The sequence below is a fragment of the Roseateles toxinivorans genome (assembly GCF_004362525.1).
In the GTDB taxonomy this organism is placed as follows: domain Bacteria; phylum Pseudomonadota; class Gammaproteobacteria; order Burkholderiales; family Burkholderiaceae_C; genus Paucibacter; species Paucibacter toxinivorans.
The window spans coordinates 1-19,327 of the sequence record NZ_SNXS01000012.1 but is presented as its reverse complement, the minus strand read 5'-3'; the positions used below and the strand labels follow the sequence as shown (position 1 = coordinate 19,327).

20 protein-coding genes are annotated in these 19,327 nt (G+C 66.9%); 17 read left to right on the top strand and 3 right to left on the bottom strand.

Annotated features, from left to right (window positions below):
* The first annotated feature begins 171 nt into the window (after nt 1-171).
* Both DES47_RS25270 and DES47_RS25265 read left to right on the top strand, forming a co-directional pair.
* The gene (locus DES47_RS25270) at nt 172-1,194 is read left to right on the top strand and encodes a hypothetical protein (RefSeq protein ID WP_133703558.1); all 1,023 of its coding nucleotides are present in this window, start codon (nt 172-174) and stop codon (nt 1,192-1,194) included.
* Nucleotides 1,195-1,276: 82 nt separating this feature from the next.
* Complete coding sequence (locus DES47_RS25265; protein ID WP_133703557.1) at nt 1,277-1,978, top strand: YebC/PmpR family DNA-binding transcriptional regulator; 702 nt, start codon at nt 1,277-1,279, stop codon at nt 1,976-1,978.
* Here DES47_RS25265 and DES47_RS25260 read toward each other — a convergent pair.
* Nucleotides 1,957-3,372 carry an aminotransferase-like domain-containing protein gene (locus tag DES47_RS25260; RefSeq protein WP_243748459.1) on the bottom strand — a complete coding sequence of 472 codons (1,416 nt, stop codon included), beginning with the start codon at nt 3,370-3,372 and terminating at the stop codon, nt 1,957-1,959. The two genes, DES47_RS25265 and DES47_RS25260, sit on opposite strands and share 22 nt — an antisense overlap.
* A 208-nt stretch (nt 3,373-3,580) precedes the next feature.
* On the opposite strand from DES47_RS25260, the gene DES47_RS25255 reads away from it, so the two are divergent.
* The 10 genes from DES47_RS25255 (at nt 3,581) to DES47_RS25210 (ending at nt 12,625) form a co-directional block, all read left to right on the top strand.
* The gene (locus DES47_RS25255; RefSeq protein WP_133703556.1) at nt 3,581-4,867 is read left to right on the top strand and encodes an MFS transporter; all 1,287 of its coding nucleotides are present in this window, start codon (nt 3,581-3,583) and stop codon (nt 4,865-4,867) included.
* Between the two features lie 136 nt (nt 4,868-5,003).
* On the top strand, nt 5,004-6,044 hold the full coding sequence (locus tag DES47_RS25250) for a zinc-binding metallopeptidase family protein (protein ID WP_166652164.1): 1,041 nt from the start codon (nt 5,004-5,006) through the stop codon (nt 6,042-6,044).
* A 32-nt stretch (nt 6,045-6,076) separates the two neighbouring features.
* Nucleotides 6,077-6,427 (top strand): hypothetical protein, encoded by a 351-nt coding sequence (locus DES47_RS25245; RefSeq protein WP_133703554.1) that lies wholly within the window; start codon nt 6,077-6,079, stop codon nt 6,425-6,427.
* A 93-nt stretch (nt 6,428-6,520) separates the two neighbouring features.
* Complete coding sequence (locus DES47_RS25240; protein WP_133703553.1) at nt 6,521-6,922, top strand: GNAT family N-acetyltransferase; 402 nt, start codon at nt 6,521-6,523, stop codon at nt 6,920-6,922.
* Nucleotides 6,923-7,279: 357 nt separating this feature from the next.
* Entirely contained in the window at nt 7,280-7,645 is a 366-nt protein-coding gene (locus DES47_RS25235; RefSeq protein WP_133703552.1) for a VOC family protein, read from the top strand.
* Between the two features lie 22 nt (nt 7,646-7,667).
* Complete coding sequence (locus DES47_RS25230) at nt 7,668-8,198, top strand: GNAT family N-acetyltransferase (protein WP_243748458.1); 531 nt, start codon at nt 7,668-7,670, stop codon at nt 8,196-8,198.
* Nucleotides 8,195-8,731: a GNAT family N-acetyltransferase gene (locus DES47_RS25225; protein WP_133703550.1), complete on the top strand. Its 537-nt coding sequence runs from the start codon at nt 8,195-8,197 to the stop codon at nt 8,729-8,731. Before DES47_RS25230 ends, DES47_RS25225 begins: the two co-directional genes overlap by 4 nt.
* Before the next feature lie 47 nt (nt 8,732-8,778).
* A complete protein-coding gene (locus DES47_RS25220) occupies nt 8,779-9,360 on the top strand; it encodes a chloramphenicol phosphotransferase CPT family protein (RefSeq protein WP_133703549.1) in 582 nt (193 codons plus the stop codon).
* A gap of 73 nt (nt 9,361-9,433) precedes the next feature.
* Entirely contained in the window at nt 9,434-10,480 is a 1,047-nt protein-coding gene (locus DES47_RS29445; RefSeq protein WP_243748457.1) for an NUDIX domain-containing protein, read from the top strand.
* A 123-nt stretch (nt 10,481-10,603) separates the two neighbouring features.
* Nucleotides 10,604-12,625, top strand: coding sequence for a S9 family peptidase (locus DES47_RS25210; RefSeq protein WP_166652162.1), 2,022 nt, complete (start codon nt 10,604-10,606; stop codon nt 12,623-12,625).
* Here the strand turns inward: DES47_RS25210 and DES47_RS25205 are convergent.
* Complete coding sequence (locus DES47_RS25205; protein WP_133703547.1) at nt 12,622-13,044, bottom strand: PaaI family thioesterase; 423 nt, start codon at nt 13,042-13,044, stop codon at nt 12,622-12,624. The two genes, DES47_RS25210 and DES47_RS25205, sit on opposite strands and share 4 nt — an antisense overlap.
* 4 nt (nt 13,045-13,048) lie before the next feature.
* On the bottom strand, nt 13,049-13,849 hold the full coding sequence (locus tag DES47_RS25200; RefSeq protein WP_133703546.1) for an IclR family transcriptional regulator: 801 nt from the start codon (nt 13,847-13,849) through the stop codon (nt 13,049-13,051).
* 169 nt (nt 13,850-14,018) lie between these two features.
* Here DES47_RS25200 and DES47_RS25195 point away from each other — a divergent pair, with 169 nt between their 5' ends.
* The 5 genes from DES47_RS25195 to DES47_RS25175 all read left to right on the top strand — a co-directional run.
* Nucleotides 14,019-15,587, top strand: a complete 1,569-nt coding sequence (locus tag DES47_RS25195) for an acetate--CoA ligase (RefSeq protein ID WP_133703545.1) — start codon at nt 14,019-14,021, stop codon at nt 15,585-15,587.
* Between the two features lie 21 nt (nt 15,588-15,608).
* The gene (locus DES47_RS25190) at nt 15,609-16,748 is read left to right on the top strand and encodes an FAS1-like dehydratase domain-containing protein (protein ID WP_133703544.1); all 1,140 of its coding nucleotides are present in this window, start codon (nt 15,609-15,611) and stop codon (nt 16,746-16,748) included.
* Between the two features lie 38 nt (nt 16,749-16,786).
* The gene (locus tag DES47_RS25185) at nt 16,787-18,001 is read left to right on the top strand and encodes a CaiB/BaiF CoA transferase family protein (RefSeq protein WP_133703543.1); all 1,215 of its coding nucleotides are present in this window, start codon (nt 16,787-16,789) and stop codon (nt 17,999-18,001) included.
* Between the two features lie 42 nt (nt 18,002-18,043).
* The gene (locus tag DES47_RS25180; protein ID WP_133703542.1) at nt 18,044-19,006 is read left to right on the top strand and encodes a Bug family tripartite tricarboxylate transporter substrate binding protein; all 963 of its coding nucleotides are present in this window, start codon (nt 18,044-18,046) and stop codon (nt 19,004-19,006) included.
* A 106-nt stretch (nt 19,007-19,112) separates the two neighbouring features.
* On the top strand, nt 19,113-19,327 hold a 215-nt coding region (locus DES47_RS25175), incomplete at its 3' end, for a hypothetical protein (protein WP_133703541.1).

Here is a 19,327-nt window from a genome sequence, read left to right as displayed (position 1 = left end):
GGCGAGGGGTCCTTGTGGTGGGGTGCCTGCTGTCCTTACGCGCCCAGATGCCGATTGGATGCAACGCTGCATGAGCCTTTTGCCGAACGAGCGGTGCGTTAAGGACTGAGACAGACCACGGAAGACTCGTGCGCTGCTCGCGCCCCAGTCACTTTCCGGACCCTGCCCACCATGAAGAACCCTGCGATCTGCCACCGTCTCGCCTGCGTGCTGCTGGCCTTGAGTGCCTTGTCGGCCCAGGCCCGCGAGGAGGCGTTGATCCTGGACGCCGGCTTCAAGCCGGCCGAGCTGGCGGGCACGCTGATGAAGTCATCGACCGATGCCAGGGAGGTGCGCGGCCTGAAGCGGGTGGCCATCACCGGCTTTGACGTGGAGTTCGTGACCAAGGGGGCGGCCAGCGCCAGCGCCACCGAGATCGGCCGCAGCGGCTCGGCCAGCACCTCGGTCTATGTGACCTTGGTCGGGGTCGCCGAGCCGGACTTCCAGGCCATCGTCGATCAGCTGTATGCCGAGTTCGTGCGCGATGTGCAGGCCAGCGGCATCGAGGTCGTGCCCGCTGCGCAGCTGATGGCCAGCGGCACCTACCGCAAGATGGCCGCCGGCGGCAGCCCGGCGCCGCACAAGAAGAGCGGTGGCGGCGAATGGTCCACCGTGTTCACACCCGAGGGCCGCCCCGTGATGGGCCTCAGCCTGCAATCCAAGGGCGTGCTGGGTGCCTTCGGCGGCCTGGCCTCGATGTCCGGCGCCATCTTCGACAACATCGAGCTGCAGAAGGAGCTGGACGCCACCCTGCTGACGGTGCGCATGGTGGTGAAGTTCGTCGACCTGGCCAGCAGCAGCTCCAGCTTCCTGGGCCGCATCTCGGGCACCGCCTCGGTGACCGGCAAGGTCAGCCCGACGATCGCCGCCGGGGCTACCCAGATGTCGCTGCAAAGCGCGCTGGGCGGGGCCCAGTTCGGCCTTCAGCGCCCACTGCAGATCGATGCGGCGGCGATTCCGGAGATCAAGGACGTCAGCTCGGTGGCGGGCAATATCGGTCTGGCCGTGCTGTCGCTGGCCATCGGCAAGGGCGGCAGCGCCACCGCAGTGGAGAAGGAGGCGGTGGCCGACCCGGTGCGCTACCGCGAGCTGGTCAGCGCCGGCCTGGGCAATGTGCGCGAGCTGATGGTGGAGCGCATCAAGGGTGTTCGTTAGCCCGGCTCAATGCCGCCGCGCCCGCCGTGGGGTATAACCCGCGCGGTTGAAACAACAAGTCGCGGCAGCAAGGAGCAAGAGCATGGGCGCACAGTGGAAAGCAAAGCACAAGGACCTGGCGTCCAACGCCAAGGGGCGGATCTTCGGCAAGCTGGCCAAGGAAATCATGATTGCCGCGCGCAATGGCGCCGACCCCAACCAGAACGCCCGCCTGCGCCTGGTCGTCGAACAGGCCAAGAAGGCCTCGATGCCCAAGGAAACGCTGGACCGTGCGATCAAGAAGGGCGCGGGCCTGCTGGGTGACGCGGTGCAGTTCGAGCGGGTCACTTACGAAGGCTTTGCCCCGCACCAGGTGCCGCTGATCGTCGAATGTCTGACCGACAACGTCAATCGCACCATTGCCGAGATGCGCGTGCTGTTCCGCAAGGGCCAGCTCGGCTCGGCCGGCTCGGTGGCCTGGGATTTTGACCACCTGGGCATGATCGAGGCCTCGCCGGCAACACCTGGCGCCGACCCCGAATTGGCCGCCATCGAGGCCGGCGCCCAGGACTTCGAGCCCGGTGAAGAGGGCGCCACGCTGTTCCTGACGGAACCGGCCGACCTCGATCTGGTCGGCCGCGCGCTGCCCAGTTTCGGCTTCACCGTGCTCTCGGCCAAGATGGGCTACCGGCCCAAGAACAGCGTCACGCTGGGCGCGGCCGAGCTGGAGGAGGTGGAAGCCTTTCTGGCCGCCATCGACGCGCACGATGACGTGCAGGATGTCTACGTGGGCCTGGCGGGCTGACCCTCCAGCATCCGTGCCGCGATTTCGCCCAGGGTGCGGATGCCGCGGGCGCGGGCCTCGTCCAGCGGATGGCCGGCCGTCAGCCGCAGGCAGTGGTCGAAGCGTGCGTCGGTGGTGAACACCGCGCCGGGCACGAAGGTGTAGCCGCGGTGGCGTGCCTGCTCCAGCAGCGCGCAAGCGTCCAGCCCGCCCGGCAGCTCGACCCACAACACATATCCGCCCTGGCCGATGCTCACCCGCGTGCCGGGCGGAAAGTGCGCCACGACCGCCTCGTGATGGGCGGCCAACTGGGCGGCGAGCAGCCGCCGCAGCCGGCGCAGATGGGGCTCGAAGGCGCCGCTGGCCATGAAGGCCGCGAGCGTGGCATCGGTCAGCGCATGCAGCAGCTCGCCGTGCACGCTGCGGGCGGCCTGCAGCTGCAGGTGATGGCGCCCGGCCACCACATAGCCGACGCTGAAGCCCGGCCCGGTCAGGCAGGCGAAGCTGCCGCAGTAGAGCACCCGGTCGGCCTGGTCAAAGGCCTTCACCGGGCGGGGGCGCTGATTGCCGCGGTACAGCTCACCCATCAGATCGCATTCGATCAGCGGGATCTGGTGCTGGGCCACCAGCGCGGCCAGCTGCTGCTTGGCTTCGTCGCTCATCAGGCTGCCATCGGCGCTGGCGAAGCTGGGCTCGATCACGCAGGCTGCCACCCGGTGGTGCTGCAGCGCGAAGGTCAGCGCCGGCACTGACAGGCCTTGATCACCTGACGCCGGAATCTCCAGCACCTGCAGCCCCAGGCTGACGATGATCTCCAGGCTGCGAAAGGGCGCCGGGCTGGCCACGGCCACCAGGTCGCCTGGCTGCGTCAGCAGGCGCAGGCACAGCTCAAGCGACTCGGTCTCGCCCTGGGTGACGACGATGCCGTCGCCATCGAAGCTGCAGCCCAGGGCCCGGGAGCGCTGCGCCAGCTGTTCGCGCAGGCCCGCCGTGCCATGGCAGTTGCGGGTGGCCAGCACCGAGGCATCGCGCTTCAGCTGCTGCATCAGCAGCCGCTTCAGCGCGGCCAGTGGCAGCAGCCCATCGTCCATCGCCAGATGGCCCAGGGACAGGCAATCGGCCTGCGTGGTGGCCAGCGCGAGCAGCCGTTTGCGCCGCCCGGCCAGCGCGATCGCGTCGGTGGCCGGCGCCTTCTTGGGCGCCACGGCGGAGGCGCGCACGAAGAAGCCGCGCCTGGGCCGTGCCTCGATCAGCCCGGCGTCCTCAAGCCGGTGCAGCGCATGGGTCACCGTCGCGAGGCTGGCGCCATGGTCGGCGCAGAGCTGGCGCACCGAGGGCAGCTGCGCGCCGGGGCGGAGGCGGCCGGCACGCAGCTCCTCGGTCAGGGTGGCGGCCAGGGCGCGATATCGGGGCAAGGACCGGGGCAGGGGTTTGGACACGAGGCAGCGGGATCGGTGGTGCAGACCCGGCACGATAGCGCGGCCAGCCGGTACTGCATCGATACAGCGAGCCCGATTTGCATCGATACAGACGGGCGCTGTATCGAGCGAGGCGGCGAGCGCTGGGTCTTACCCTGACCGCCAGCCATTTCTAGACTGGCCGGCATCGAAGAAGGAGATCGCGATGCTGCGTTTGTTGATGGCCAGGATTGAGGCCTGCGCCCCGCCGGTGCGGCTGTTGTTGCTCAGCGAAATGCTGTGCCTGCTGGCAGGTGCCATGGGCCAGGTGGCGGTGGCCTGGTGGATCGCACAGCGCGGCGGCGCGGCCGACCTGGCCCGCTACGGCGCGCTGATGGCGCTGTGCGCACTGTTGGCCACGCCGCTGATGTCGCCACTGGGCGACCGCTGGCCCAAGCGCCGGCTGGTGCGCCTGGGCTCCGCCTGCCTGGTCCTTGACGCCCTGGCGCTGGCGCTGCTGGCGTACAGCGGGTGCTACCAACTGGCACTGCTGTGCGCCTGCAGCGCGCTGTCGATTGTGGCCAACGCGGTGCTGCTGCCGGCCAAGGCGAATATCTTGCCGGAGCTGGTTGAGGTGACCCAGCTGCCCGAGGCGATACGGCTTCGGCGCGCTGCTCAGGCGCTGGGCGGCTTGCTGGGGCCGGGTTTGGGCGGCGCGGCCTTGGCCGCCGGCGGCGTGGCCGCCGCGCTGACCTTGAATCTGCTGATGTTCGGCATCGCGGCGGTGGCCGCGTTCCGGCTGGGCCGGCCGCAGTTTCCGGCCCGGCCCGCACCGGCCGGTGGCTGGTTCGCCGATATGCATGCCGGCCTGCGTGCCAAATGGGGCGTGCCGCTGGACCGCTGGTGGACGCTCACGGGCGCGCTGATGATGGTCTTCCTGCTGCCCGCCACCGGCATGCTGCTGCCGCTGCGCGTGCAGTCGCTGGGTCTGTCGTCACTGTGGTTCGGTGCCTGCGGCGCGGCCCTGTCGCTGGGCCTGCTGGTCGGTGTGCTGGGCCTGGCCGACCGCCTGATCGCACGGCTGGACCGGGTGCGGGCGATGTTCGCGGCGCTGGCCCTGTGCGCCGTGGCGGTGGGCGCCATGGGGCTGTGCGACCGGGGGCCGGCCCTGGTGCTGCTGTTCGCCGTGGTGGGTGGCTGCATGTCGGTGACGCAGATGGTCGGCCAGACGCACCGCCTGCTGGCCATGCCCGAAGACTTCCGTTCACGCATGACGGCCGGCAACCTGGCCACCGCGCAGCTGTCCGCCGCCCTCGGTCCGGCCCTGGCCGGGCTGTTGCTGCAGCACGGGTCGGTGGCCACCGTCTATCTGTGGATGGCCGCCGGCTTCACGCTCAGCGGCCTGTTGCTGCTGGCCGTGCCCGGGCTGCGCCCCTTTCTGCGCCTGGAGCATGAGGCGGTGAAGAACTGGTACGGGCGCAAGTATCCGCAGGCGTTTACGCTGCGGCGTTGATGACGTCGTTCGCCTACAGCGCAACGCGGCTTGCGCCGACAGGCGTTTCCCGGACACCAGGGTTCAATAGGGCAGCAGTGGGCTCTCGCCCATGCCGGTCACCGTTGGCCCCGCCTGGCCACCCACGCAGACGTCCATGCAGCCCTTCCGATGCAGCCGGTGCGAGACCCCGGTATTTTTCGAGAACGACCATTGCGGGCATTGCGGCGCGGCGCTGGGCTTTGTGCCGGCACTCGGCCGGATGCTCGCCTTCGACACCACCTGGCAGCCCTACGGTGGCGGGCCTGCGCTGCAGGCCTGCGCCAACCGCGCGGCCCACGGCATCTGCAACTGGATGCTCGATGCCGATGACCCCGCGCCGCTGTGCCGCAGCTGCTGCCTGACCCGTGTCATGCCGGCCTTGAGCGAGGGCCGCAATCTGGACCGCTGGCGCGCCATCGAGCAGGCCAAGCGCCGGCTGATCTTCACCTTGTTGGGCATGGGCCTGGCCCCTCAGCCCAAGACCGGGCCCGACGATGCCGATGGCCTGGACTTCCTGTTGCTCGAAACCCAGGCCGGCCAGCCGCCGGTGCGCACCGGCCATGACCGTGGCACCATCACACTCGATGTGGCGGAGGCCGACGACGAGCAGCGCGAGTTGCAGCGGGTGCATTTCGCCGAACCCACGCGCACCCTGCTTGGACATCTGCGCCATGAGGCCGCGCACTATCTGCAGTACCGCTGGCTGAGGGGCAGTGCCGCAGCCGAGGCCTGCCGAGCCAGCTTTGGTGACGAGCGAATCGACTACGCCACCGCACTGGCCCGGCACTACGCCGAAGGGCCTCCGGCCGATTGGCCCCAGCGCTTTGTCAGCGCCTATGCCAGCGCCCATCCCTGGGAGGACTGGGCCGAGACCTGCGCCCATGTGCTGCTGGTGCTCGACGCGGTGCAGACCGCCGCGGCCTGGGGCCTGTCGCTCGACGGCCCGGCCGATGCTGCGCCGACCGCGCAGAACCTGAACGACAGTCCGCCCGTCGCCGAACTGGCGCTGCGCCAATGGCTGCCGGTCGCGCAGTTCCTCAACGCCATGCACCGCAGCCTGGGCCAGCGCGACAGCTACCCCTTCCTGCTGCCGCCCGGGGTGCTCGACAAGATGAGCACCGTGCAGCGACTGCTCAAAGAGGCCTCGGGCGCCTGATCCATTCCCACCCCCTGCCAACGGAGATCACCATGCCACGCACTCAACGCCAACACTTCCTTTCAGTCGCCGTCCGGGCCTCCCTCGGCAGCGGCTTGTTCGTCCTGGCCACCGGACTTGTTGCCTGCGGACCCACGGTACAGGCGCCCTCCGCCGAGCGGCCGGCCGTCACCGGCGCACCGCTCGTCCAGGGCCCCGATCGCGACCCGTCCGTGCCCATGGCCGCCGCCGTCTTCGCCGCCCAGGACAGCGCCAAGGCGGCCCCGCCCAACCCCGTCGCCAGCCCGCAGAAGCCGTTGACCAACGCCGAGGAATCCGCCGCCATGCCGATGGCAGGCCAGGTCAACAACCACTCCGGGCCGTCGACCAAGGCGGCGAAGTAGGGCGGGCCCCGCGGCTTGCCGGATGCCGCGGCGAGGCCTGCCCGGCGTGATGTTGACGAATCCGGTTTCAGCGGCTCAAATGAGCCTCTGCATATGGACATACGCCCCATCCGCCCCGATGACCTCGAAACCGTCCGCGTGCTCCTCGTATCGAACGGATGGGAGCAGCGGGCCGCGGACCCGACGAAGTTCACGGAGCTGGTATCCAGATCCCAAGTCGCGCTGGTGGCCTGCGACGGCGCCGAAATCATCGGATTCGTCAGGGCATTGACCGACGGAATCTCAAACGGCTACCTATCGATGCTCGTGGTCTCGGACAGCCATCGGTACCGGGGCGTTGGCACCGCGCTTGTCAGGGCCTGCATCGGCGACGCAGACATGACCTGGATGCTGCGTGCTGGAAGGCCTGGGCTGCATGTCTTCTACGAGAAGTTGGGGTTCAAGGTCTCGGAGGTTGCCATGGAACGGCCGCGGCGGGCAAGGAGTGGCCCCTGATGATTCCGGCGAGAGGATGATCAGCGATGCCCATACACAGCTTCGAGATCATCTCGGTGCCCGCCAGCGACGCGCAGCGCGCGAAACACGTCTACCGCGATGGCCTCGGCTTTGCGCTGATTGGTGACCCGGTTCGATGGCAGGGCGCGTCGGTGAACACGGACGACATTGACGGAGCATTCACTGCTACGCGGCCGCGGTCCGGACATCGACGAGATCAGGCAGGAACCCTGGGGTCGGCATGCCATGTTCAGCGACCATGACGGGAATGGCTGGGTCCTGCGGCAAGCTCCCTTGGGTGCGTAGGTCAGGCTACGATTCGCCGTCCCGTTGATCTGAAAAGTCGAGGTGGATCGAATGAACCTGAACACGGCGCGCATCTTTGTGCGAAACCTTGCCGAGGCACAAGGCTTCTACACCTTGGCGCTAGGGCTGCCGCTGCTGGCGGGCGGCTCGGAGCACGGCTATTGCGTCTTCAATGCGGGGGCAATGACGCTTGTCGTCGAAACCGTGGGTGCCGAGGCTCCGGAGGAGGAGCAGGTGCTTGTCGGCCGATTCACCGGACTGTCCTTCGAAGTGCCGAATGCCCAGGCAATGTACGAAGCGCTTTCGTCTCGGGGTGTCGTGTTCACGGGCCTGCCCGAGAAGCAGTTCTGGGGCGGGACACTGGCCACGCTGCGTGATCCGGCGGGCAATGAGATTCAAATCTGCCAGCAGCCCTAGCCTCTTTTTCAGCTCGCCGCCCGTGAAGATTCCGACCCTCACCACTGGGCGCCTGCAACTGCGGCTGCCCGACGCGGATTGCGAAGGCATGTACCAGCGCTTCTACACGGATGCGGATGCATCAAGGGCCTACGGCGGTCCCTTGTCGCCTGCCGCCGCCTTGGCGAGACTGTCGAGCGACCTGGGAAGTTGGCAACTTCATGGATTCGGCGTGTGGGCGATCCGCCGGCGCAAGGAGGGGGACTTTATTGGCGTCTGTGGCTTCTGGCAGGGCAAGGACTGGCCCCGTGAACTGACCTGGTGGCTGGTGCCGGAGGCACGGGGCCGAGGTTTTGCCCACGAGGCATCGCTTGCGGCGGTTGCCCATGCGTACGCTGCATTTGGGTGGGAGTCGGTTGAGACGTACATGAACGATTCAAACGACCCTGCTCGTGCCTTGGTGCTTCGCCTTGGTGGCGTGAAGACGGACAGGCGCTTGTTCCCCGACAATCTGGAGCGGGACGTGTATCGCGTACCTGCGCCGACTGCTGCCTCAGGAAGCCAGCCGAAATGACAAGGCAGCCTACTAACATTCGCCAAGCTAGACTCGAAGACGCTACCAAGCTTTTCGCAGTCCATCAGCGATCCGTCCAATTGCTCTGCGCCGCGAACTACTCGGCAGAGCACATGGCCACCTGGTTCACTGGTCGGTCACCGGACATGTATTTGCCGGCAATGCAGGCAGGGCAGCTGTGGGTCGCGGAAGCCAACGGGCAAATCATTGGCTTTGTTGGCGCGGAGCCTGGTGAAGTCACCCTGCTCTTTGTGGCGCCAGAAGTGGCTGGGCTATCCATCGGCAGCACGCTGTTCGAGTTCGGGCTCATGCGCGCGTCGGAGAATTTCCAAGGTCCAGTGACCGTTGTCGCCACCCGGAACTCGGTTTCCTTCTACCGCAGGTTCGGATTCAACGAGCTGGAAGAGCTGTCGTTTGTTCGCGGAGAGCCCCCGCTTCACTATCCAGTTGTGAAGATGGTGCGCAGTCCATTCGCGCCAGCATCATCCCTGCAAACGGAAGCTATCCGTCGTCGTGCCGGCTCGGGTCGGTAGGCCTGCGCTCGCCGCTCAGGTTCAACCTCTGGTCATACAAGGCAGCAATGGCGGTATCTCAACATGCTGGGAAAGTCATCGTGCTCAACGGCACGTCCAGCGCGGGCAAGACCTCGCTCGCCTTGGAGCTTCAGCGAGTCGCGCCTGAGCTGCAGCCAATTCACGTCCAGCTCGACGCCTTTCGTGCCATGGAACCCGCAGGCTACTGGTCAATCGAGTACAAGGAACAGGGCCTCTTGCGACTCGAGGCGTTGTGTCGCGCCATCAACAGCGCAGTGGCTCAGTTCGCCCGCTTCGGCCAGAACGTGATCCTGGACCATGTCCTCACGCCAGAGGCCTGCAGGTTCCTGCTGGAGGACCTGGCCGGGCATGACGTGCTTCTCGTCAAGGTCGAATGTAGTCACGAACAGTTGAGGCTGCGGGAGGCAGGTCGCGGCGACCGAGAGTCTGGGCTAGCGGAATCTCAGCTTGAATCGGTGCATACGGCCTGTAGCTACGACTTCGAGGTCAACACAACATCGAGCCCGCCAACGGAACTGGCGCGCCGCGTAGCCGTCTGGCTTCGCGCAAACTCCTCTCCCGCTGCCATCAACCGCATGCATAGCGCACATGCAGCCAAGGATGCCTGACGAAGTCGTTAGAGTTAGCGGCGCGAGCTCAACAGCGGCCACGCAAACGGAGCAGAACATGACGAGCGACTCCATGAATGCCATTCTGCGAGGCCTCGCGGAACAAGGTGCGCCGCCGTCTCACCTTCGCCGGATTGAAGCGCTCCGCCAGCTGTGCGAAAGATCACCCGGTTGCGTCGGCTTGGCGCTTGTCGGCTCATACGCCCAGCAGCGGGGAGATCGAATCTCTGACCTGGATCTGGTGGCCCTCTTCACGGGTGGCGATGCTGACTCGTACCTGGTTCAGGCCAATGAGATTCTTTGCTCGGAAGAGTGGCTCTCTGCGTATTCCGGAAGGGTCGGGGTCCGGGGCAGTTTCTGCAAGTACGTCTTCCTGGATTTCTCAAGCTGCGAACTCTATGCGCTCGATCTGCCTACAAGCTTGAAGTTGCGGAGACCCTACGTCCGCGTCTGGGATCCAATCGGGCTTCTTGTCACCCTCGAAACTGAAGGTCTTCCCCCTCGACACGAGGACTTCGAGGCCTACCAGCACGGTGACGACGGCCTTCTGTGGGAGCTCTTTGACTGCATCAAGTGGTTGAAACGTGGTCGCACCGAACTGACCAAGAGCTACTTGCGCAAGCTCGTCGCCAAGCTGCCGCCGGAGGAGTCGAATGAGGTGGTCTCGCCCTTGTCGGAGCTTGAGTCGCAGCCTTGCCTGCCGATGGCTCCGAACAAGGCTTGTGCTGTGGTGTTGCGTGACTCCGATGCGGGTCCTGAGTTGCTGGTTTTCGCCCATCCGGGCGCGGGCATTCAGTTGGTCAAAGGATCCATCGAACCTGGCGAGGCCTGTGCCGAGGCGGCCCTTCGCGAGCTGTGGGAAGAGGCCGGTGTGGCTGCAGCCACCGTCACCCGCGATCTGGGAGTCTGGGACTCCGGGTTCGAGGGTCAGGTTTGGTCATTCAGCCTTTGCGCGCCCGCCGCCGAGCTGCCGGATGCCTGGGAGCACCACGCCGCAGACGACGGCGGCCACGTCTTTCGCTTCTTCTGGCACCCGCTCGCGACCCTGCCGACGAGCCAGTGGCATCCGGTGTTTCGAGGCGCCCTTGGGTTTATCCAGAGGGCCGTAAGGCCGGGCTGATGCCCGACGCTGCTATATCCTCTCCGCATCAACAAGAAGTCTGGGTCCAGGGAGGATTCAATGAAGTCAAGATCTGACGGCGGGCGACTGCCTTGGCAGCGCGGTTTGCTCCATTTGGGGACCATGGCCTTCGCCGTGTTTGCCAGCACCCAGCTATTGGCCCAGCCCGCGCAAAACGCGGCCGGCGAGGGGGCTGCAGCCCAGGCCCCGGTGCCGCTGGAGCGCTTCTTCCAGCGTCCTGCGGTGCTGGAGGCCAAGCTGTCACCGTCGGGGCGGAGGGTGGCCGTGAGCACCTCGCGGGGCGCCAATCGCGTCGGCCTGATGGTGCTGGAATTGCAGCCTACGCCCACCGCCAAACGGGTGGCCCTGTTTTCGGACGCCGATGTCCGTCGCTTCGACTGGGTCGGCGATGACAGGCTGGTGTTCGATGTGGTAGACCTGGAGTCCGGCAGCGGCGAAGACAGGCGTCAGGCGCCGGGGCTGTTTGCCATCAATGCCGATGGCAGCGAGTTCCGCATGCTCGTCAAGCGGCGCGGCAACCCCTTTGTCAGCGATGGCAGCTGGCGACCGGAATCGCTCGACTGGAACCACATGCTGCTGCAGGTGCCGCTGCCCCAGGAGGGGGTGCGCCCCGATGAGGTAGTGATCGGTGCCATGCGCTTTGGTGACAACGATATCAAGGCGGTGACACCGCTGTGGCTCAATGTGCGCACCGGCCGGACCCGCTCGCTGGAGTTGGGCGACGCGCCGCGCAATGCAGTGAGCTGGCTGTTCGACAGCAAGGGCCAGCCACGGTTGGCCACGACGCTGGGCGAGGGGCGCCGCGCGCTGCATTGGCGGGGGCCGGGCGAGACCGGATGGCGCGAACTGGCACAAAGCGATTTGCTGAACGGCCCCTTCACGCCCAACGTGGTCGATGACAGCGGTGCGCTGTACGTCACCCACAGCGAAGGCCCGGCGGGCGAAGCGGTGCTGACCCGCTTCGATTTCCAGACCATGAAGCCGATGTCGCCGCCGCTGGTACGCACGCCAGGCTTCGATTTCCGGGGCCGCCTGATACTCGACCGCGCCGGTTCTCGTGCACTGGGCGTGCGGGTCGACACCGATGGCGAGCAGACCGTCTGGTACGACGAGGCAATGAAGCGCATGCAGGCGCTGGCCGATGAGCGCCTGCCGGGCCGCGTCAATCGCCTCAGCTGCCGCCGCTGCGGCGCCGACGATATGGTGGTGCTGGTGCGCTCCTATGCCGACCGCGATCCCGGCCGGCTCTGGCTGTACGAAGCCGCCCAACGGCGCTGGCAGCATGTCAGCGCGGTCATGGACGGGATCGATCCGCAGCGCATGGCGACCGTCGACCTGCAGCGCATCAAGGCCCGCGATGGCCGTGACCTGCCGGTCTGGTTGACCCTGCCGCCCGGCGTACCGGCCGGACAGCCCGCGCCGGCCGTGGTGCTGGTGCATGGCGGCCCCTGGGTGCGCGACGGGCACTGGCGCTGGCAGGCGATGGAGCAGTTCCTGGCCTCGCGCGGCTATCTGGTCATCAGCCCCGAGTTCCGCGGCAGCACCGGCTATGGCGATGCCCACTACCGGGCCGGCTGGAAACAGTGGGGTCAGGCCATGCAGGACGACGTGGCCGATGCGCTGCTGTGGGCGCAAGCCAAGGGTCAGGCCGGCAAGCAGGCCTGCATTGCCGGCGCCAGCTATGGCGGCTATGCGACCTTGATGGGCCTGGTGCGCCATCCCGAGCTTTACCGCTGCGGCGTCGCCTGGGTGGCGGTGACCGATCCCTTCCTGTTCCTCAAAGGCTCCTGGTGGATCGGTGACGACATCGGCGGCCAGGGGCGCCGCCATATGCTGCCCGAGCTGGTCGGAGATGTAGAGAAGGATGCCGCCATGCTGACTGCCGTCTCGCCACTGGCCCAGGCGCAGCGCATCAAGGGGCCCCTGCTGCTGGCCTTCGGCGAGGACGACCGGCGCGTGCCTATCGCCCATGGCGAACGGCTGCGCGAGGCGCTGCGGGCGGCCGGGCGGCCGCCGGAATGGGTCAGCTATGCGAACGAAGGCCACAGCTGGCGCCTGCTGGCCACGCAGATCGACTTTGCACGCCGCGTCGAGCTGTTCCTCGGCAAGCACCTGAAACCCTAGGGGGCTGTCGCGACGATCTTGAGGATGGCGCTTGCGCCGACGACGTCGAGTCCTGCCACTGACACCTGACCCTGCATGAAGACCAGGGACGAGGTCGCCTTGACCACGCGGCCGCGAGCCTCCAGAAACTGCCCCTCGCGCGCCGCCGCAAGGAAGTACGTGTCCAGCTGCACCGTCACGCAGGCGCGGCGCTCGACGGCCTCCCAGGCAATGGCGCTGAGGGCGTGGTCGATCAGTGTCGTCAGCAGTCCGCCGTGGACCCTATTCGCCGGGTTCAGATGGTCCCGGGTGGTGAGCAGACCGTAGGCCCAGCCCTGTTCCTCCTTGCGCGTCCACAAGGGGCCGACCAGGCCGGCAAAGCCCGGCAGCGTGCGCTGACGCCAGCCCGCGGCGCTCAAGGATTCATGTGCAGCATCCATAGGCTCAAGCCTTGGTGGCCATCAGCTGCGACAGCGCCTTCGCCTCGGCCTGCAGATCCTTGGCGAGGGCCGCGCTCTTGGCGCCACTGAGCAGGTCGGCGACGCCGGCCGCGACCAGCGAATGGGTCATCCGGCCCCGCCCATCGAATACCGGCACGGCGATCACTGCGATGCCGCTGATGTAGTTGCCGCGGTCGATGCTGAAGCCCTTGCGGCGCACCGTCTCCACGTCCTTCTTCCAGGCCTCGAGATCCGGCGGCTGATCCCAGCGCAGGGCCTTGAAGCGGCGCTCAATATCAGCGTCAGGCAGATCGGCGAAGGCCGCCACCAGCCGGCCGGTGGCACTGAGCAGGGCCGGGAAGCGGCTGCCGACGTCGACGTGCAGGCTGAACGGCGCGCTCGAACGCGACAGCGCCAGCACCACCATGTGATCGACGCCCGTCACCTCGACGCCTATGGCGGTGATGCCCCAGGCGCTCGACAGGCGGTCGAGCGCCGGTTGCACCAGGACCGGGAACGGGCTGCTCTCGATCACGCTTCTGGCCAGTGCCAGCATACCAACGCCCAGTCCATAACGCTTGGTGCCAGCGTCGATCTTGACCAGGCCTTCCTCGACCAGCACCCGCAGGATGTGCAGGCAGGTGCTGGTCACCATGTCGAGCTCCTGCGAGATTGCCTTCAGCGTCAACGGCGTCTCGCTGCGGCCCAGCAATCGCAGGATGGCGATCGCACGGGTCACTGCGGGAACGGGACGCACGCGCGGGCCGGCGGCGACTTCTGAGTCTTTGGAAGCGGATAGGGCCATCTCTTTCTCCATTTGTACGCAGGCAAGCATAAGGGCTTAGGCACGGCGTCTGGGTGCATGAAAGCCGCGTTCTTAAATTGTATATAGACAATCAATGAACGCTATTGACAATTTTGGACGGGCGCGCAAAGTTGCTTCCACTGGCTGCAAAGCACAAGAGGCCCACGAGATGACGAAGCTGACCGAGTACACGTCCTACGCAGACGCCCAGGCGCACTGCACGACGGAGAAGTTGTGGGAGCTGTTCGATGGCAACCGTGAGCGCATGAACATCGCCCACGAGTGCATCGATCGCCACGTCGATGGCGAGCGCACGGCCATCATCCTGGTGCAGGCCAATGGCGCCGACCAGCGCGTCAGCTTCCGCCAGATTGCCGAGGAGTCATCGCGCTTCGCCCACTACCTGGTCGAGCGCGGTATCCAGCCTGGCGACCGGGTGGCGGTGATGCTGGAGCCTTCACGCGAGTTCTATGTCGCGATGTTCGGCGCGATGAAGATGGGTGCGATCGCGGTGCCCCTGTTCACGCTGTTCGGCCCTGACGGCATCCGCCTGCGCGTGCAGGACTGCAAGCCGCGCATCCTGGTCACCAATGCCGAGAAGGCGCCGCTGGTCGCCAACACGCCCGACCTGCAGTTGCTGGTCGCCGACAGCGGCTTCATGGATTCGCTGGCCGGCTTCCCGTCCGAGTTCGTGCCGCAGACGCGCGGCGACGACCTGGCGATCTTTCAGTACACCTCGGGCACCACACGCGAGCTGCCCGATGCCGTCAAGCACACCCATCGCTCGCTGGTCACCCTGATGCTGGCGGCGCTCTACGGCACCGGCGTGCGGCCGGGCGATCGCTATATGTGCCCCTCATCGCCGGCCTGGGGCCATGGCCTGTGGCATGGCACGCTAGCTCCCCTGGCCATGGGCGTGACCATCGGCGCCTACGCCGGCAAGTTCAATGCCGAGCGGCTGCTGAAGGCGCTGCAGGACCACAGGTTCACCAATATCTCGGCGGCCGCGACGCACTACCGGATGATGCGCAACTCGGGCGTCGCCGCGAACTACCACTACTTCCTCGAGAAGGTGTCCTTCACCGGTGAACCGATCGACAGCGAGACCGCCGAGTTCGTCGAGACCACCTTTGGCCGGCCCGTCTGCAGCATGTATGGCACGACCGAGATCGGCGTCTGCCTGGTGAACTATCCCGGTGCCGCCGACTTCGCCGTCCGCGTGGGCTCGCTCGGCAAGCCGATACCGGGTCTGAAAGTGGAAGTGCAGGACGCCAATGGCGCCCCTTGTGGCCCGGGCGTGACCGGTGAGCTCAAGCTCTGGCGCCGTGGCGAATGGCTGGCCACCAAGGACCTGGGCCGTGTCGATGCCGATGGCTATCTCTATCACGGTGGCCGGGCCGACGACGTGATCATCTCGGCCGGCTGGACCATTGGCGCGGTCGAGGTCGAGGACGCCATCCTCAAGCATCCCGATGTGACCGAGGCCGCCGTGATCGGTGTGCCCGACCCGCTGCGCGGCCAGGTCGTCAAGGCCTTCGTCGTCTCGCCCCGCCGCGGCGACGACACCTTTGTCCAGGAAATCCAGGAAGGCGTGCGTACCCGCCTGGCCCAGCACGAGTACCCCCGCCAGGTGGTGTTCGTGGTCGAGTTGCCGAAGACACCGGCCGGCAAGATTCACCGAAGAAAACTGCGGGAACAAGAGCTCGCCAACACCCCAGCGGCGTCAGCCGTCCATTGATATCGCGACCGAGGAGACACCATGTCGAACACCACCGAAAGAACATTTCCCAAGATCACCGACAGCGGTCTGGACGATCTGCGCCGACGCATAGGCGTCAAGATCGGCAAGACGATCGAGCCCTGGTGCTATGAGGCCACGCGGGACAATATCCGCCACTACGCCCACGGCATCGGCGACGACAACCCGCTGTGGTGCGACCCCGACTACGCGGCCACCACGCCGCACGGCGGCATCATCGCCCTGCCCAGCTTCCTGTTCTCGACCAGCCGCATCGTCTCGGGCTATGTGGGCGGCCTGCCCGGCGTGCACGCGATGTGGTCGGGTGCGGACTGGACCTGGCACAAGCCGATCAAGCGCAACGATGTAATCTCGACCGAGGCCTATCTGAAAGATCTGGTCGAGCACCAGACCCGCTTCGCCGGCCGCGCGATCCAGCAGACCTACAACGTCAAGTTCTACAACCAGTCCGGCGACTTCATCGCCGAGGCCGACAGCTGGTGCTTCCGCACCGAGCGTGACCATGCCCGCGAGCTGGGCACCAAGTACAAGGAGGTGCGTGCCCGCGAGCCGCGCCGCTACACCGACGAGGAACTCGCCGCGGCCTACCAGCTGTACCGCGAAGAGTCGGTGCGCGGTGCCACGCCGCGCTACTGGGAGGATGTGAAGGAGGGCGAGGCGCTGCCCGTGATGTTCAAGGGCCCGATGACCGTGACCGGCTTCATTGCCTATGCCCAGGGCTGGGGCGGCCTGTACATCCGCGCCAACAAGCTGGCTTGGAAGCTGCATGACGAGCACCCCGGCACAGGCATCAAGAACCGCTTCGGCATCCCCGACTGCCCCGAGCGCGTGCACTGGGAAGAAGACTTCGCCCTTGAGGTCGGTGCCCCGGGCGCCTATGACTACGGTCCCGAGCGCACATCCTGGATGACGCATCACCTGACCAACTGGATGGGCGACGCCGGCTTCCTGCGCAAGGCCAGCTGCAAGATCCGCCGCCACAACCCGGAAGGCGACATGCTCTTCATCAAGGGTCAGGTCAAGCGCAAGTTTGTCGAGGACGGCAGGCACCTGGTTGAGATCGAGCAGGAGGCACGCAACCAGGACGACGAACTGTCGGTGCTGGCCACCGGCATCGTCGAACTGCCGTCGCGCGGCTGACAGCCACGATGATGGGGCTGGACTCAACGAGATCAACCATGTCTGCTTCAGCAACGCCCTCCACCGGTGCCCTCGCGGGCATCCGCGTGATAGACCTGTCCCGGGTGCTGGCCGGGCCCCTGTGCACCCAGATGCTGGCCGATCAGGGGGCCGATGTGATCAAGGTCGAGCCGCCTGCCGGCGACGAGACCCGCACCCTGGGCCCGCCGTTCAACGAGGCCGGCGACGCGGCCTACTTCACTGCTGTCAACCGCGGCAAGCGCGCGATGGCGCTGGACCTGTCCCGTCCCGAAGGCCAGGCGACGCTGCTCCAGCTGCTGGAGACGGCCGATGTGCTGGTGGAGAACTTCATCCCTGGCACCATGGCCCGCTGGGACCTGGACTTCGACGCTGTGCTCAGGCAGCGCTTTCCGCGGCTGATCTACTGCGCCATCTCGGGCTTTGGCGCAGATGGCCCGCTGGGCGGCCTGCCGGGCTACGACGCCGTGATGCAGGCAATGTGCGGGCTGATGAGCATCAATGGCGACCCGGCCTCGGGGCCGACGCGCATCGGCGTGCCCATCGTCGATCACCTCACCGGCTACATTGCCATGAGCGGCATTCTGCTGGCGCTGTTCCATCGCGAGCGCAGCGGGCTGGGCCAAAGGGTCGAGGCCACGCTGTTCGACTCGGCGCTGAGCCTGTTGGTGCCCCATGCGGCGAACTGGATGCAGTCGGACCGCACGCCCGAGCTGCTGGGCAGCGCCCATCCGAACATCGCCCCGTACGACAAGTTCGCCTGCCGCGATGGTGCGGTCTTTCTGGGCATCCTCAACGACCGGCAATTCCGGCGCTTCTGCGAACACGTCGGCCTGATCGGGCTGCTGGCCGATGCCCGCTTCACGACCAACAGCCAGCGCCTGCAGCACCGCGACGAACTGCGCACCGAGATCGAAGCGGCGCTGGCGCCCCTGTCCCGCGACGCGGTCTGCCAGGAGCTGATGCGCCAGGGCGTGCCCGTGGGCCCGGTGAACACGGTGCCGGAGGCCTTCCAGCAGGCCCATGCCGGGCACCGCCAGATGCGAGTCGAGCGCGACGGCTACCGAGGCGTCGGCGTGTCGATCAGGCTTTCATTGACCCCGGGCGAGGCGGCCGGCTCGCCGCCCCGCTACGGGCAGGACACGGACGAGGTGTTGCGAGAAGCGGGCCTGAGCGAGCTTCGCATCGCGAGTTTGCGCGAATGCGGCGTGCTGCCGCGCAGTCCAGGCACCTAGATTTCAAACCCACCGTTTGCATAGAACAAACCGGAGACAAGCATGAAGATCCCGACTCTCGTCGCCGCCCTTGCGGCCACCGTTGCGCTTGCGCAGCCCGCCACGGCACAGAGCTATCCGACCCGGCCGGTGAAGATCATCGTCGCCTACCAGCCGGGCCAGGGCACCGACGTCGCCACCCGCTACCTGGCCGAGCATCTGGGCAAGGCGATGGGCCAGACCTTCATCGTCGAGAACCGGGCCGGCGCGGGCGGCAATATCGGCACCTCGGAGGCCGCCCGTGGGGCGCCCGACGGCTACACCCTGATCATGGGCACCAACGGCACCCATGTGCTGAACCAGTTCCTCTACGCCACCATGCCCTTCGATGCGGAGAAGGACTTCGAGCCGGTGATGCTGGTCAGCACCTTCCCGATGGTGCTGCTGACCAACCCGACGTCGCCGTACGGCACGCTGGCCGAGCTTCTGGCCGCTGCGCGGGCCAAGCCCGATGCGGTGGACGTCGGCCTGCCGAGCACGACCGCGCGACTGGTGCTGGAGCTGCTGAAGCAGCAGAGCGGCACCAGCATCCGCGGCATCCCCTACAAGGGCTCGGGCACCTCGATGACCGACCTGATCGGCGGCCAGGTGCCGCTGGCCATTGACACGGTCAGCGCCTCCCGCGCCTTCGTGGCCAGCGGCAAACTCAAGGCGCTGGGCGTGACCTCGCTGAAGGAATCGGCCCTGCTGCCCGGCGTCAAGACCGTGGCCGCCCAGGGCGTCGATGGCTTCCAGGTGCTGGCCTGGAACGGCCTTTACGTGCCGCGTGGCACGCCCGCTGCGGTGGTTCAGAAGCTCGCCACCGAACTTGGCAAGATACTGGCCAGGCCCGAGGTGCGGCAGCGCCTACTGGAGCTGGGCCACGAGCCGGAGGGGGGCTCCGCTGCAGACTTTGCCGAATTCGCCCGCACCGAGCGCAAGAAGTGGGGCCCGCTGATCGCCAAGGCCGGGCTGAAGGCGGAGTGAGCCGCATCAGGCCGGCATCAAGCAGCGCGGCACCGCCCCTGTTTGAGGGGGACTGGGGAAGATAGGGGAGCCAGAAATCGCCGCAGCTGGAACAATGCGCTCCATCATGAGCCCCACACATCGCGCCCCCCGTTCCTGCAGCCGCATCGCGCCACGCCGGCTGGCTGCGGCGCTGGCTGCGGGCTCGCTGCTGACTTTGGGCATGGCGGCGGCCGACGCTCAGGTGCTGCCCAGCGGCCTGAGCGTGGTGCAGGGCAGGGCCCAGGTCAACACCGTCGGCAACAGCATGACGGTGACCAACTCGAATGGGGCGATCCTGAA

Bases quoted from the DNA above. Each gene is read 5' to 3' on its own strand.
- DES47_RS25270 (WP_133703558.1), top strand. From the start codon at position 172: ATGAAGAACCCTGCGATCTGCCACCGTCTCGCCTGCGTGCTGCTGGCC.
- DES47_RS25265 (WP_133703557.1), top strand. From the start codon at position 1,277: ATGGGCGCACAGTGGAAAGCAAAGCACAAGGACCTGGCGTCCAACGCC.
- DES47_RS25255 (WP_133703556.1), top strand. From the start codon at position 3,581: ATGCTGCGTTTGTTGATGGCCAGGATTGAGGCCTGCGCCCCGCCGGTG.
- DES47_RS25250 (WP_166652164.1), top strand. From the start codon at position 5,004: ATGCAGCCCTTCCGATGCAGCCGGTGCGAGACCCCGGTATTTTTCGAG.
- DES47_RS25245 (WP_133703554.1), top strand. From the start codon at position 6,077: ATGCCACGCACTCAACGCCAACACTTCCTTTCAGTCGCCGTCCGGGCC.
- DES47_RS25240 (WP_133703553.1), top strand. From the start codon at position 6,521: ATGGACATACGCCCCATCCGCCCCGATGACCTCGAAACCGTCCGCGTG.
- DES47_RS25235 (WP_133703552.1), top strand. From the start codon at position 7,280: ATGAACCTGAACACGGCGCGCATCTTTGTGCGAAACCTTGCCGAGGCA.
- DES47_RS25225 (WP_133703550.1), top strand. From the start codon at position 8,195: ATGACAAGGCAGCCTACTAACATTCGCCAAGCTAGACTCGAAGACGCT.
- DES47_RS25220 (WP_133703549.1), top strand. From the start codon at position 8,779: ATGGCGGTATCTCAACATGCTGGGAAAGTCATCGTGCTCAACGGCACG.
- DES47_RS29445 (WP_243748457.1), top strand. From the start codon at position 9,434: ATGAATGCCATTCTGCGAGGCCTCGCGGAACAAGGTGCGCCGCCGTCT.
- DES47_RS25210 (WP_166652162.1), top strand. From the start codon at position 10,604: ATGGCCTTCGCCGTGTTTGCCAGCACCCAGCTATTGGCCCAGCCCGCG.
- DES47_RS25205 (WP_133703547.1), bottom strand. From the start codon at position 13,044: ATGGATGCTGCACATGAATCCTTGAGCGCCGCGGGCTGGCGTCAGCGC.
- DES47_RS25200 (WP_133703546.1), bottom strand. From the start codon at position 13,849: ATGGCCCTATCCGCTTCCAAAGACTCAGAAGTCGCCGCCGGCCCGCGC.
- DES47_RS25195 (WP_133703545.1), top strand. From the start codon at position 14,019: ATGACGAAGCTGACCGAGTACACGTCCTACGCAGACGCCCAGGCGCAC.
- DES47_RS25190 (WP_133703544.1), top strand. From the start codon at position 15,609: ATGTCGAACACCACCGAAAGAACATTTCCCAAGATCACCGACAGCGGT.
- DES47_RS25185 (WP_133703543.1), top strand. From the start codon at position 16,787: ATGTCTGCTTCAGCAACGCCCTCCACCGGTGCCCTCGCGGGCATCCGC.
- DES47_RS25180 (WP_133703542.1), top strand. From the start codon at position 18,044: ATGAAGATCCCGACTCTCGTCGCCGCCCTTGCGGCCACCGTTGCGCTT.